Consider the following 12,499-nt stretch of genomic DNA (forward strand, 5'->3'; position numbering starts at 1 on the left):
TGTGACTTTACCCTTAGTAGCCCAAAGCTGTTATAAAAAATCCCACTTTACCCAGCCCGCTTTTTTACGTTCATAAGTAACGGGGTAAGCCAGCTCATAAGGCGGGTCACCTGCCACATCGTCTATATAATATTTTTGCACTGGGTTACGGCCACTAATTGATGATACACGGCGCACTTTTTGACGATTAGGAATACTACTGGTGCGAGTTTCGCCCTCTCCCATGGCATCAAAATAACGGTGATGTGTATGAATATGTTGCCTTAATGCTTGTAGCCCAGTATCAACACCACTAGGCGCATTAAAAACCGTGCCCCATTGAGTGAGATAACTGCGAGCCAGTCGATAAACCAGCTCAGGAACCGCAGGCACTTCGGGTTTTAAGTACTGCTCGGTAACTTCTACATTATCGAAATTATATCCTGCATCTTTTGTTACATTGCCAGCAACTGTGCTGTGTTTTCCCCTGCAAGCATAAAGTTTATAATTGGCTAAAGTACGGATAGGTCCTTCTTCCAAAGGGTCTTTTAATTGATAGTCATCAGCTAAAGTTTTCCAACTTGTACCAAGTTTAATTTCTTTTTTTTCACCTGTCATAGCGCTATTTGGTCGGGGGACTAAAGCAGAAAACCCTGAATCTAAGTGATCCCAAGCGTATACACCCACATAACTGGCAACATTGGGCGGTAGCTGCGTTAAAATGCTATACCACTCACCTGGGCCTGGAACTGGGTCAATGGCAAAAATATTAATGGGAATATTTTTAACACTTTCATCGCCATAGGCATAAATAAACCATGCTGCCATTATCGCTTCCATTGCACCACGGCTATGACCAATAAAATTTAATTGACTTGCGCCACTGTCAACAGCTAAGTTAGCACCATGAAGGGCTAACGCCGTAGCGCTCCAACCAATAATTTGCCCTGTAGATGTACGTTGGTTCCCACTGGTGTAACTTTTTACATAATCAAGTAAATCACTCGGCGGAGTCAGTAAATGATTATTAGGCTGGGTAAGCAATAGGTCTGAAGTTTTTGTTTGATCAAACCAGTCGTTTTCTCCTACACCACGTACCGAAGCACTTTTAGTGGTATTGGTTAATACAGAAGAAATATCTTTATGAATGCGCACAGGGATATATCCCGTTTTGGGGTTGTAGATCCTTGCATCACTTTTTGTATAAGTATCTTCTTTCCAAAATTGCCATATTTTACTTTTCCACTGACGTGTTTGCTCGCCTTCGTCACGGGTACAGCCAGTGCCACAAAAGCTAACAGTAAAAGTTGTCATGCTTTGTCCTTATTGGATTATATGCTCACCTATTAAGCAACAAAGTTATTCACCAGATGAAAGCACCCAGCAAAAAATAACTGTGATTCTAGTTACCACGTTATATCGCAACTTAATGTGAAAGCATTGTTTTATATAAGATTTAAAAATGAATTTAAAAGCACTTAAAAAAGATGTGTAAACCTTTTTAAAAGCATAAAAATCAAAATTAAATAACATTGATTGCACTAGTTTCTATGAAGCTAGGCTGTAAAACTCAGACAAATAACGCCTTTATTGACGCTAAAATGGGATCTGTTGCATTCTTATTTTAGTGAAAATAAACCAAGTAAATACGCGGTTTACCGACACATATTCACGCAAGACTCACTTACAAGCATGGTCAATGCTTGTTCACTAAAATAGTGAAACTCTGTAACAATACTTATATTTCCATACTAATAAAATGTTTAAATAACAAACACATTGACTTCATAGCACTTTAGTTTTACCTTTATCGGGTAAAACACAAACGATTCTATAAACAATACTATTAACGATAATAAAAGGTAAAAAAATGAAACTGAATCTGAACAAAAAAAAGCTAAAAAATCTTTCTAAAGATGCGCAGATTTTGCCTAACGATATGACACCACAAGTTGGTGCAGGTTTTAGAGAATCAGCACAAAGCCCTTGCCGCTGGACGCATGTATATGTATGTGGACCTTCACAAGCACCTATTGGTTGTGACGCATCTAAACATGTCACTGTGTGTACTTAAATAATATAAAAATTTAAAACAAGCCTTTAAACTCAGCCTAAAATAATTTGTTTAGGTTAAATTTAAAGGCTTTTTCTAAAGGCTTAATTTTTAAGGTTAAAGTTAGATGCCAAGACAAGGCTCAGAGGTTGCACTTAAACTTCCAACTTCAAAAATTAATAAGTTTAAGTTGCATTTATTACACCATACTCATTACGATTACCTATAGGGTAAATAAGCCCAGTAGTCACAAGTAATGCCCTCGAAGTGACCACATTTGTTAAACTGGTTAATGGTGGAATATACTGCCCATTAGGCGACTTTTCATTGGCACCAAATAAATTAGCATTAACACATATGTCGGCATCAAAACCAATAACCACAACATGGTCATGTGTATTGGCAAAGTTAATGAAATCGGCAGAGTGACCCCCCATATGATACTTTGAAATAAGAATATCTGTTTTACGATCTCCATAAGCATTTGCTGCATCGCTTAATTCTGGGCATACGGGGTTGCCTTTCATATGCAAACACAATAAATCAGCACCTTTTAAACGCGCAATGCGTAATACCGAATTCATATGATCAACACTAGCACGTCCATTAAAAAGGTCTTTCATCGGATCTTGTAATCCAGATAGGTGAATAATAACAACACCTACAGAGCCATTTTCTGTGAGTAACCACTGCTCTACCGTTTGATTTAACCAAGCGCTAGGCGGTATATTTCTTGTAGGAGGCATGCTGCTTGGATCATAAGCCTGCGTAAGAGGGGTTCTAGAATAACGCGCTGCATTGGTTTTTCCTTGGCTATGAATACCGATAGGTAAATTTAAAGGATGAAACCCAGGATAAGTTACTTGTAAATACCATAATGCATCACGGTATTTTGCTGCTTTTAATACTGGTATTTTCTGCATTGCCATCGTTATTTGCATTGCAGTACTGGTTGAGTCGTTTAACAATGCAATCAAACTTTTTAATGAACTTCTTTTTAAAGTAAACCCCGGATTCGCGCGTCTAACATCTGCCATAAAAGATACGAGTTGGTGATATCGTGGCATTCAGTATTCCTTCATTTTAATAATTATTAATGTTTTCAATATCTAATATGCCAGCCATATGTTTTTTCAGCAAGGAATACTGAAAAGTTCAAATGTAATAAGCATGCTTATAAATCAACAAAGGAAACCATCATAAAAATTTGTATTTTACTAATACCATTAATAGCGTCTCAAAAACAGATACAAGCTGTCTTAAAATTCACTACCGATGCTAAAGTTTTTCTATATATTAACTACTTTTAAATACTAATAAGGTTATAAAATGAAACTTAAACTCAATAAAAAGAAAATGAAGAACTTATCAGAAGATCACAAAGCATTACCAGCCAAAATGACGGCTAAAGTTGCTGGCGGAGCTAATGCTAATACACCTTGTTACACAGCAGGTACAGCTTGTAGTATGGAACCATGTAAATGGGAAGAATATTAAGCTGATAATTAATTTAGTCTGTTAATTTAAGCATTTTCCGATATTAAAACATCACAATTTTTATCTCTTTGTGATGTTTTTATTTTTAGCTCGACAACTTAAACAACTTTCTGATTATAAATTAGCTCTCATGCTAAGCTGCTATTTAGCTTTAGAATTAAAATGCAAAACCCTCAGTCTTGCCGAGTTTATATGACGTATTGCCTGTAAATTACCATTTTCATGAATAAATTTATCAACATGAATAAACAATCAGGCTTAATACATCAATTAAGGAAGGCTAATGGAACAAAACCCTCTCACACATGGTCCATCGGGTGCAAAAACAAAATCTACGACGCAATCAACTACACCAAACATTCAATTACTTACGGGGCGCATACCTAATGCTTTTAACCCCAATGATTACCAAAGCGAAGTTGACCAGAGCATTTATGGGCAAAAATTTGTTCAAACAGCGCTATTTCAACAAATACCAGAGGTATTTGAAAACTTAATGTCTCACAGCATTATTAATCTGCGTAGTGAATTAACACAGCAAATTGCAGAATGTGTCACAACAAGTGTGAATGCTGACTTAGGATAAATTCGTTTAACCGAAGCGAATACATCTGCAAAAATCGGCTGGTATGTAGCCGAAACATTACTTAAAGTGGGCCTAAATATGGTCTCTCAAGGTGTGGGCGGTATTTTATTAGACTCTTTACACTCAGCACTCGATACACATGGTTCATCCCCTTTCGAATTAAACAAACAAATGATAAATGTCACAGGCAACAACGGCACTTCAGGTAATGTAGCCGTGAGATGTGAAACGGATTGGGGCAGAACCATTACTGGCGAGCAATTTTTAAAACAAATCACCAGTGATTTTGGTGACATTTTGATTAAAGATGCCGATGGATTAATGAGTGAATCATTATTAAGTAATCTTAATAAAGTCATTAGTAACTCAAAAAATGGCCGCCCGGTATCAACCTCGTCTCATGAGTCTGCTTTAGTGAGATTATTACTCCCATTAGAAATATTAAAGCTTCGCCTAGACATGGTTGACCAACTTATTAATGGCGTTGTATTTCATGAAATTTCACAAGCAAAAATAAATAAACCGTCATTAAATTTAGCCAATAAATCAGACTTAGACCCCGTTATCACAACAATTAAGCAACGCTTAACCAGAATGAACGTGCATGGCTACCTTACTTATTTGTCGACTATTGCTAACAATACAATTCCGAGATTATCTAAGTCAAGATTGTTTGCCGTAATCATGGCTGAAACACTGCTTGAAAACAGTAAGGAAGTACTAACACACGATCAAAATTTATCTAAAGGGCTATGGAACCTATTGGCTCAAAATCAGTTAGTCATTGTTGCAAAAGAAAGCCGCCTTAATGGTGCAATTAAAGACAACATATTAACCAAAGCACAGCAGCAAGCAGCGAGTTACAAAGAAAATTCATCGCTCCCTATTTTAGGACTAACAACGATTAACGCAACTTATAGAAAACAAGCCAGTGATGCCAAGCTTTGGAAACAGGTACTTTTTGCAAAGAATCGCCAACGCCTAACAACCAGTAGTAACTCAGGCAAGTTTGGCCCATCAAGTAGTTTGGCTGCATTTATATGCGCAGATAACTTTTTGAAAAGTCATTCACAACAAGAAAAACAACTCATTAAAGATGTACATATTGATAGCTCTTATAGAAATTACATTCAATATACGCAAATGGAACAAAACGATGAAAACTTACTAACCGCATTGCAAACCAGCCATGAACTTAAAGTGAGTGTTGGGGTACTCAAAAGCTTTTATCCTGACTAGCCAGAGCTGTATGGTTTTGATTCTGGCTATGGTTATGGCTATGCAGTGGTAAGTAAAAAAGAAAAGAGATAAAGAAGAGATAAAAGCCGCCTTAATATTGGCGGCTTTATTGTTAATGGAAGTGTCTCACCCTAAAACATGTTTAAACATTAAAAAAATAAAGTAACCGCGTATTGTGAAGCAAGTGACTTGCACCCTATTTATTTTGACCCCTCCTTTTTTCTGATCGTGATCAAGCGATTCAGACAGAATGTAGCAGCCGAGGTTATACGCTTAAGGAAATTGGTGATTATTTTGGCATACACGCTTCACGCATCAGCCGCATAGTAGCAAAAAGCAAGAGCTGCCCCTCTCTCATAAATCATGTAGGTTCAATTATTAAATCAACCCATTTTTTATAAACCGAAGGAAATTCTCTGCTATATGCGTTCCAAGGCTGATTAAAGTTAGCGCCAGGATCATATACATCCCCATTTGCCAGTTCACATACAAAATGCCAAGATTGATATACAGCTGTTGATTTCATCTTAAGCTCAGCAGTTCTAACTCTTAATTTTGGTTGCAAGTTATCAAAATAAGTTGGATCTTTAAATTCCACAAAATCATTAAAATTATTGGCTGGTATATTTAATTTAGAAATTAAATCAGGTTTAAGCCATTGCTCATGATCTTTATTACACATAATTTTGTGTGTTTTTTGAGTGTACATATTTATTTGCAATAGCATTTTATAAGGATCGCAATAACCAGCCAACGCTTGAGAAGCTACAAGATCATACATGCCTGACGCTATTTCTTGGTTAGTTAAAACTGTTTTTTGTCCTAAATTACCCTTTGCATTGTAATTAGTTAATAACTGTCTGGATAAGGCTTGAAAACTCTTTTGGTCATATTCAATAATATACTTACATGTAGAGTATGCACCACAGCGGATACTCTTGTCTGGTTGTTGTTCATTGAAACTATTACCTTCCATATAAAATCTCCTCACATTTGAAATACGTAATTACTATATCAACACTAATAACCAAAACCCGGGAGCTCTTACTTAAAGCACAGTCTAATTTAGGTCATTAAGATAAACACAAAATAAATAGGAAAGGAAAAAATAGGATATATATGGACTCTTCCCTTTTTGAGAACCCACCCGAATTCAACATGCTATATTCACCTGATTTAATAAGATAAATAACCAAGTTGTGGTTATTGTATTGAAATAAAATATTTTTAAGATAATTAAATGAGATAATTTTATGGATCAGCAAAACCCTCTAACAGCCTTCGGTGTCACCACTAAGGAAGAATTTAACGATAAATACTTTGTTATCAAAAGACTGTGTCATCCAATAGAAGCCTATATGATTTTAAAAGAAGGACAAGGCGCTGGCGGATGGCCAGTTGAAAAAGAGTCTACAGTGTTGAATGGGCAAATAAATCAAACTGAATATACTAAACAAAAAGCAAATAATGAAAGCGCTTTTAAAAAAACAGATCCAAGGAATACACCATACGATAAGCTAACTGATGAAACTTACCTCGCTGCTTGGCAAGATTACTCATCCATTTACGACAAAAGAACATACTATGAATATTTTGATGAAGAATTAGTATATGAATGGCCTGGGGTGACGATAATGATAGCCGTCGAAAAAAAATATGCTGTAAAATTTGATGGTATAGATGTTGATCTAAAATCAGGCAGCACGTTCATAATAGAGAAAGGGGCACCGGTTCATCCTCTTACGCTTATATCAATTAAATAAAAGACTGACAGGGTCACCTATTATGACTCTCCGATCAACGAACCGACAGGTGGAGTCAAAAGGGGTCAAGTCCTGAGGGATCCCCACAATTATTTATGTTTATAGGCACTCTTGGCAATCGATATTCAATTGCCTGACTTCCTTTGCAAAAATGCGTAAATGGATTTTAAATCCGAACCTTTGAAAGTATTGAGTTCCTAATGTAAAACAAGAAAATACAGTCCGATTTTTGATTGTATTTGCCTGAAACTCGTAGTGTACATTTGCTATTTTTGCACTCAGACCTGCAATCCACAGGATAAAATTAGCTAATAAAGCGATCAACAATGCGACATTCAATCGTCCTTTTTCATAACTACGGCAATGGCGCATATTCAAACCATTATTGGTAATTTTTAAGTCTCTAAAAGCTTCTTCTATTTGCATGCGTTGCTTGTAAATTTTAACAATACTTTGTGCAGGAAACGTAATTTGGCATAAAGAGGTAAACAGTAACCATGGCTCCGTTGCACCTTTGGCATGCTTTAAACTTGCACTACAACGTATAGGTTTGCCTCGTAAATTCTTATGCTTGCGATTTTTAGGTCGCTCTTTAAATAAATAGAAGTGCCCTTGTAAAGAGTTTGCTTTAGCTAGTGATGATTCAAATAAATAACGCGGCTTAGCGGTTGCCTTTGGATACAGTATTTTTATTGGCTCCCAACTGTTTTCATTAGGTATTTTATATTGTGTGCTATGTCTTACTCTACCAACAAAATCCCAGCCAAATTTGAGTATTAGCTGAAACCAGGTATTTCGAAATCCGGCATCCGTCACTACAATAGGTTTGCAGTTTTGCGGTAAAATTGACTTAAGTGTTTTAAGAAAGCCTTCATGGACACTCTGTTTCATATATTCTCTTTCACGATAACTTTGTTCAAAAATAGTCATAGCCCGACCTTTAACTGGCGCAGATGCTCGCAGTAAATGAAATTCCCCACATGGCGTTAAACCAGACCAATCAATGGAGATTGCTGGACGTTCTATATTACTAAGGGTTATGTTGGAAACTTCTCGATAATAATGAATACGAGCACTTTGAACGCGAGGATTGCCAAATAAACGGTCTATTCGTTTAATGTTATGTTTAACTTTAGCTTTGCTTTTTAAGCTTCGCCCTAACGCTGCAATAGATAAGTGTTTATTTTGACAAAGCGTCTCAGCGGTAAATAATAATGTTTTATGATTTCGTTTATCAATAAAGCCAGATGTTTTGTTAAAAGTTTTGTGTAATAAACCATTTATATGCATCGTAGTTTTCTTTTCGGGTAAATTCTTTGATTGGAAAATACACATAAGATCATAAATGGCTATACACTTCAATCCACTATTTAGTTAATTACTTGATTTAATTAACCTAAATGTGGGGATTCGTCAGGACTTGACCCCTTTTTTTCTTGGACCACCCAATTATAGCGCTCACATACTTGTTCCAGAGTATTAAGGAACAGCTCAAAATCATCATCATTTTGGTAGATAGTTTTGCGTTCGTTACCGCGTGCTGTGATGTAATAAAGGGCACCATTGAATTCAAGCCTAAGTGGTCGGCTCATAATATATTTTCAATAGAGATTGATATTTTGAGCTTAGTTGGAAGTGTTATTTTTGCAATGTTGTGGAACTAAGCCTGAGAGAGCTTTGTACCAGACTAAACCCTAGTTGTCAGCGCTATGTAGCAAATTTGTACCGGTCAAAATTACGGAAGTTAAAAGTGGAAGGTTTACCCGAGTTTTTATTTTCGTTAATAGATAGATTGGTAGTTAAGTTAACAAGATAAAGCAAACTACTCAGTTTAAAAAATTTTAGACTGATGATATTTCGGGTTGCACGATACAAGATCTGATGTACGTGACCCTGATTTATGGAGTTTAATAAACAATAGGATTGAACTATGCCTCAGTTAAAATCACCCATAAAAATGACTTATATTGAACTAAATGATGCGATTAAGGAGTTTAAGGAAATCACCCCTGAAATTTTAAACAACCCTGCGAATATTGAATATCTAGACTATATATTAGATAGTTTGAAAGAGATTTACTCTGATCAGGACTGGCGTATAACCAAAAGTGATAGTAATGATCTTAGATTTGATAGCGATCACACAACTTTTGGCTATGAGTGTGAATTTGCGCAAGTCGCTTTTTCTAATGAAGATGTCATGAGGCATTATGAACATAACGCACCGGATGTTAGATTGAATTCAGGTACTGTTAATCTATTTCATGCTGATTTAGCTAAGCAAAGCATCGGTACAAAGTATGTGGGAATGTGGGACTTAGGCAGTGACTATGAAAATGTAATTGAGTTGGGTACACCAGCTCTAAAGTGGGATAGAGTCTGGAATGCTGACCTGGAGTTAGTCTGTAGTGGCGAAGCATTTAAACGAATGTACTATATTAGCTTAATTTTTGATAAATACTTATCTTCATTGGTTTCAATAAAAGGCAACGAGCTGTTGTTGAATAGGGTAGGTAATGTCGAGGCCTTCCAAACACCTTTAACTACAAACTCAGCTCAGCTCGGTACCGTAAAAGGTAATCGAGAAAGTAATAAACTTAAAAGCCATAATGCTCCTCATAAAAAATTGCCAGGTGATGCACGCAAGTCACCCGCTAAAACGTTTGGTTTACTCCGAGATGTTTTTACTAAAACACTTTTTAACGGTTCGTTAGAGGAAAAAAGTGGAGCTAGCTTTAGTACAGTAGACGAAAGTGTTATTAAGGCGAAACATATGACATTGAACCCCGAGGAGGTGCCACTGTATTTAACAAAAGAAGGCTGTAATGAAAAGTATATTTCTAAAGGTCTAATTGAGAACACAATATTAAGCCGGGGGTTTATCAAAAATGGAGTACGGTTAAGGGCACCTCAATACACTATGACAGTGCCTGCAGAGGTGGCGCTTGAGTTAATTGAGGAAGGTGTAAATGTTGGTCAACAATTCAATTCTCCGTATTTAGAGCGTTTAAACGAGCTTCATCTTGGTTTTAGAAAGTACTTTACGAGTAAAGAGCCGCAGCTTGAAAAAATGTTATGCGAGTATAAAGGTGGAACATTAGGAGTTACAAAAGCAAAAATAGTAGCGAGGCAAGCAATCACTATCCTATCTTATTTTCTGACCACAGTTTGTGGTAAACCTGCAGAAGTTTCAGCGGAAATAAGACGTGAAACTAAGTTCGCTGGGTTGAAAGGAGATGCACTAATACAGGCCTTAAATAATTACAGGGATGTTTACCCTGATACCGAATTAAAGTGCTGGTGTTATACGCATAGTTGGATCAAAGATGTTGCTCATGTCTGGTTTAAGTGCGACCCCATCGAGTTTATAAGGTTACTGTGTAGGGTGGATATAAATGAGGCAAATGCGGGGCAGGATAACGGTGCATATCAGAGTATTCGAATATACCGAAAAGCCTTTACTTTTTTATTATTTAGCAGAGACTGGAATACGCTTAATTTTGATTTTCCAACAACAGATAATAACCTCACAAATTCTGTTGAAACGTTATTAAAAAATGGTGATATTGGCGCCCCATTAGAAGAACTGGCCAATAAAATGGAATATGATATGGACAGTAAACGCTTTATAAATACTGTTTTAAATAAGTTATCTATGGGGAATAAGTTACGTTCTGATATTTATAAAAAGTATCAATACAATTTATCTGTAACTCTCCAGGCTCCTAAAAACTTGGATACAGGAAATTCAGTAGCCCCATTAGAGTTTGCAAAAAGCCTTTTTAAATCTTCAGGCTTAAAACAAACAACCCATGTATTAGCACAAGCTATATTTGCATTAACGCACTATTCTGAATATGCGAAGGGAGACCACAAAAAATTTCAATGGTGTCGAGGTGATACCTACGCTACTTTCAATGACAATTATAAAACTTTTTTACAGAAGAAAGCTGGTATGGTAATAGTCGAACTACGCGATGAAGCGTTCCTTGAGCATTTAGCTATGGGTTCAATTGACGATGAACATCAAGGTGGGTAAATCTCATGTTGCGTAGTATAGAATTTTCTCAACCGACTAAAGGATCTTGGTTTGTACCCAAAGGAGTTACTCAAATTAATCTAATGATCAATGGTGCAGGCGGTGGTGGAGCGCTAAGTGCTTATGATGATAGGACTCAATCGAAAATGGATGGGATGGGTGGATTTGGTGGACATTATATTGAAGTTAAATTAAAAGTTCTACCTGAAACAAAAATTCCCATATCGATAGGAAAAGGGGGAAGTGGTGGGACTGTAAGGTCACCTAATGGAGAGTCTGGAGAAGCGACATATTTTGGTAATATAGTTAATGTTAATGGCGGATTGGGTGGCGTAATAAGTAACTCTAAATTTGAACAATTAAATATTTGGGATCGAAAAATATATATAAACCCTGACTTCTTAATAAGTATTAATGCATTAGATGTAGGGGAGTGGCCTTCAAACTTTCAAGATTATTTACGACAGGATGAATCTATTTGGGAAAGATATCGTTATACCTCTATTGGGGGAGAGGGGGCCAATTCATTACTAAAAGTTGTATTTTAATTAAAGCTCGAACCAGAGAACCTCCGGGGTTAAGTAAATAGGGTTAGGTCTAAATCGCACTTCATTAAACTAGAATTATATGAAAGTAGGGGTATTGTAGTATGAGGTTTACCGCACCTTGCACTGTAGTAGTGTCATTAGCAAGGGAAACTGTCGGACTAATTACCGAGCGACTTTGTCGTAAGTAGCATATCAGCCAGTTACTAAACTGGCTATTGTTTATGCTGACTTTTGTAAGGATTGTGATTTTTCAACTCTCAGAGAAATGGTATTCATACCGTTTCTTAACCATACACTGCGAACTCCATTTGGGCTGATATCAATACCAAGCGCTTCAGTCAGCTTCATGGCGACTTTCTGCTGACCAAGATGAGGATGTTCGATTGAGAATTGAATAACCGCTTCTTCGATTGCCATATCTACACAGTTTTTATGCCGTATATTTGGTGTTTCTTGCCGCTTTAATTGTAAACGACTGGGCAAATACACCTAGCCCAGTTTTACATTCCAGGGCAGAATGGCATCCAAGTTTTCAGGAGCATGGATAAGATGCTCAAGGCAATGACTGATGTAGTCATATGGCACCAATCCGTTTGCTTTGGCTGTTTGGACTATGCTGTAAAGTACCGCACTGGCTTGTGCACCATTGCGTGTATTACTGAACATCCAATTCTTTCTCCCGATAACAAATGGTTTAACCGCACGTTCGGCACGATTGTTATCAATATCCAGGTGACCGTTTTCAACATAGCGGATCAGTTTTTCCCATTGATTCAAGGCATAATGGATTGGCTT

The 12,499-nt window shown here is 36.8% G+C and carries 14 protein-coding genes; 7 read left to right on the forward strand and 7 right to left on the reverse strand.

Annotation, left to right across the window (positions count from 1 at the left end; translation table 11 throughout):
• Window positions 1-30: 30 nt before the first annotated feature.
• Window positions 31-1,293 carry a Tat pathway signal protein gene (locus BM088_RS21150; RefSeq protein ID WP_091989500.1) on the reverse strand — a complete coding sequence of 421 codons (1,263 nt, stop codon included), beginning with the start codon at window positions 1,291-1,293 and terminating at the stop codon, window positions 31-33.
• A 556-nt stretch (window positions 1,294-1,849) separates the two neighbouring features.
• Here BM088_RS21150 and BM088_RS21155 point away from each other — a divergent pair.
• Window positions 1,850-2,053 (forward strand): hypothetical protein, encoded by a 204-nt coding sequence (locus BM088_RS21155; protein ID WP_091989503.1) that lies wholly within the window; start codon window positions 1,850-1,852, stop codon window positions 2,051-2,053.
• Window positions 2,054-2,217: 164 nt separating this feature from the next.
• On the opposite strand, the gene BM088_RS21160 is transcribed toward BM088_RS21155, so the two are convergent.
• Window positions 2,218-3,099, reverse strand: coding sequence for a hypothetical protein (locus tag BM088_RS21160; protein WP_091989506.1), 882 nt, complete (start codon window positions 3,097-3,099; stop codon window positions 2,218-2,220).
• A 262-nt stretch (window positions 3,100-3,361) separates the two neighbouring features.
• Between BM088_RS21160 and BM088_RS27340 the strand changes: the two genes are divergently transcribed.
• From BM088_RS27340 to BM088_RS21170, 3 genes are all read left to right on the forward strand, one after another.
• Window positions 3,362-3,529: a hypothetical protein gene (locus tag BM088_RS27340; protein WP_177208122.1), complete on the forward strand. Its 168-nt coding sequence runs from the start codon at window positions 3,362-3,364 to the stop codon at window positions 3,527-3,529.
• 283 nt (window positions 3,530-3,812) lie between these two features.
• Window positions 3,813-4,115, forward strand: coding sequence for a hypothetical protein (locus BM088_RS21165; RefSeq protein WP_091989509.1), 303 nt, complete (start codon window positions 3,813-3,815; stop codon window positions 4,113-4,115).
• Between the two features lie 78 nt (window positions 4,116-4,193).
• On the forward strand, window positions 4,194-5,354 hold the full coding sequence (locus BM088_RS21170; protein WP_091989511.1) for a hypothetical protein: 1,161 nt from the start codon (window positions 4,194-4,196) through the stop codon (window positions 5,352-5,354).
• Between the two features lie 361 nt (window positions 5,355-5,715).
• Here BM088_RS21170 and BM088_RS21175 read toward each other — a convergent pair whose 3' ends face one another.
• Window positions 5,716-6,330 carry a hypothetical protein gene (locus BM088_RS21175; RefSeq protein WP_091989514.1) on the reverse strand — a complete coding sequence of 205 codons (615 nt, stop codon included), beginning with the start codon at window positions 6,328-6,330 and terminating at the stop codon, window positions 5,716-5,718.
• Between the two features lie 277 nt (window positions 6,331-6,607).
• On the opposite strand from BM088_RS21175, the gene BM088_RS21180 reads away from it, so the two are divergent.
• Window positions 6,608-7,117, forward strand: a complete 510-nt coding sequence (locus BM088_RS21180; RefSeq protein WP_091989516.1) for a hypothetical protein — start codon at window positions 6,608-6,610, stop codon at window positions 7,115-7,117.
• 99 nt (window positions 7,118-7,216) lie between these two features.
• Here BM088_RS21180 and BM088_RS21185 read toward each other — a convergent pair whose 3' ends face one another.
• The gene (locus BM088_RS21185) at window positions 7,217-8,407 is read right to left on the reverse strand and encodes an IS4 family transposase (protein ID WP_091989519.1); all 1,191 of its coding nucleotides are present in this window, start codon (window positions 8,405-8,407) and stop codon (window positions 7,217-7,219) included.
• A gap of 101 nt (window positions 8,408-8,508) precedes the next feature.
• The gene (locus BM088_RS21190; protein ID WP_091989521.1) at window positions 8,509-8,709 is read right to left on the reverse strand and encodes a hypothetical protein; all 201 of its coding nucleotides are present in this window, start codon (window positions 8,707-8,709) and stop codon (window positions 8,509-8,511) included.
• 338 nt (window positions 8,710-9,047) lie between these two features.
• Between BM088_RS21190 and BM088_RS21195 the strand changes: the two genes are divergently transcribed.
• Together BM088_RS21195 and BM088_RS21200 are read left to right on the forward strand one after the other, a co-directional pair.
• On the forward strand, window positions 9,048-11,156 hold the full coding sequence (locus tag BM088_RS21195; RefSeq protein ID WP_091989524.1) for a hypothetical protein: 2,109 nt from the start codon (window positions 9,048-9,050) through the stop codon (window positions 11,154-11,156).
• Between the two features lie 5 nt (window positions 11,157-11,161).
• Complete coding sequence (locus BM088_RS21200; RefSeq protein ID WP_091989527.1) at window positions 11,162-11,704, forward strand: glycine-rich domain-containing protein; 543 nt, start codon at window positions 11,162-11,164, stop codon at window positions 11,702-11,704.
• A gap of 219 nt (window positions 11,705-11,923) precedes the next feature.
• On the opposite strand, the gene BM088_RS21205 is transcribed toward BM088_RS21200, so the two are convergent.
• Together BM088_RS21205 and BM088_RS21210 are read right to left on the reverse strand one after the other, a co-directional pair.
• Window positions 11,924-12,187 (reverse strand): hypothetical protein, encoded by a 264-nt coding sequence (locus BM088_RS21205; protein WP_342742246.1) that lies wholly within the window; start codon window positions 12,185-12,187, stop codon window positions 11,924-11,926.
• Window positions 12,188-12,193: 6 nt separating this feature from the next.
• A partial coding sequence (locus BM088_RS21210; RefSeq protein WP_143085131.1) for an IS66 family transposase occupies window positions 12,194-12,499 on the reverse strand: 306 nt, incomplete at its 5' end.

The organism is Pseudoalteromonas denitrificans DSM 6059, from assembly GCF_900112265.1.
In the GTDB taxonomy this organism is placed as follows: domain Bacteria; phylum Pseudomonadota; class Gammaproteobacteria; order Enterobacterales; family Alteromonadaceae; genus Pseudoalteromonas; species Pseudoalteromonas denitrificans.

Excerpts from the sequence above, each read along its gene's own strand:
- BM088_RS21195 (WP_091989524.1), top strand. The coding sequence starts at position 9,048 with ATGCCTCAGTTAAAATCACCCATAAAAATGACTTATATTGAACTAAAT.
- BM088_RS21180 (WP_091989516.1), top strand. The coding sequence starts at position 6,608 with ATGGATCAGCAAAACCCTCTAACAGCCTTCGGTGTCACCACTAAGGAA.
- BM088_RS27340 (WP_177208122.1), top strand. The coding sequence starts at position 3,362 with ATGAAACTTAAACTCAATAAAAAGAAAATGAAGAACTTATCAGAAGAT.
- BM088_RS21165 (WP_091989509.1), top strand. The coding sequence starts at position 3,813 with ATGGAACAAAACCCTCTCACACATGGTCCATCGGGTGCAAAAACAAAA.
- BM088_RS21170 (WP_091989511.1), top strand. The coding sequence starts at position 4,194 with ATGGTCTCTCAAGGTGTGGGCGGTATTTTATTAGACTCTTTACACTCA.
- BM088_RS21150 (WP_091989500.1), bottom strand. The coding sequence starts at position 1,293 with ATGACAACTTTTACTGTTAGCTTTTGTGGCACTGGCTGTACCCGTGAC.
- BM088_RS21160 (WP_091989506.1), bottom strand. The coding sequence starts at position 3,099 with ATGCCACGATATCACCAACTCGTATCTTTTATGGCAGATGTTAGACGC.
- BM088_RS21155 (WP_091989503.1), top strand. The coding sequence starts at position 1,850 with ATGAAACTGAATCTGAACAAAAAAAAGCTAAAAAATCTTTCTAAAGAT.
- BM088_RS21190 (WP_091989521.1), bottom strand. The coding sequence starts at position 8,709 with ATGAGCCGACCACTTAGGCTTGAATTCAATGGTGCCCTTTATTACATC.
- BM088_RS21185 (WP_091989519.1), bottom strand. The coding sequence starts at position 8,407 with ATGCATATAAATGGTTTATTACACAAAACTTTTAACAAAACATCTGGC.
- BM088_RS21175 (WP_091989514.1), bottom strand. The coding sequence starts at position 6,330 with ATGGAAGGTAATAGTTTCAATGAACAACAACCAGACAAGAGTATCCGC.
- BM088_RS21200 (WP_091989527.1), top strand. The coding sequence starts at position 11,162 with ATGTTGCGTAGTATAGAATTTTCTCAACCGACTAAAGGATCTTGGTTT.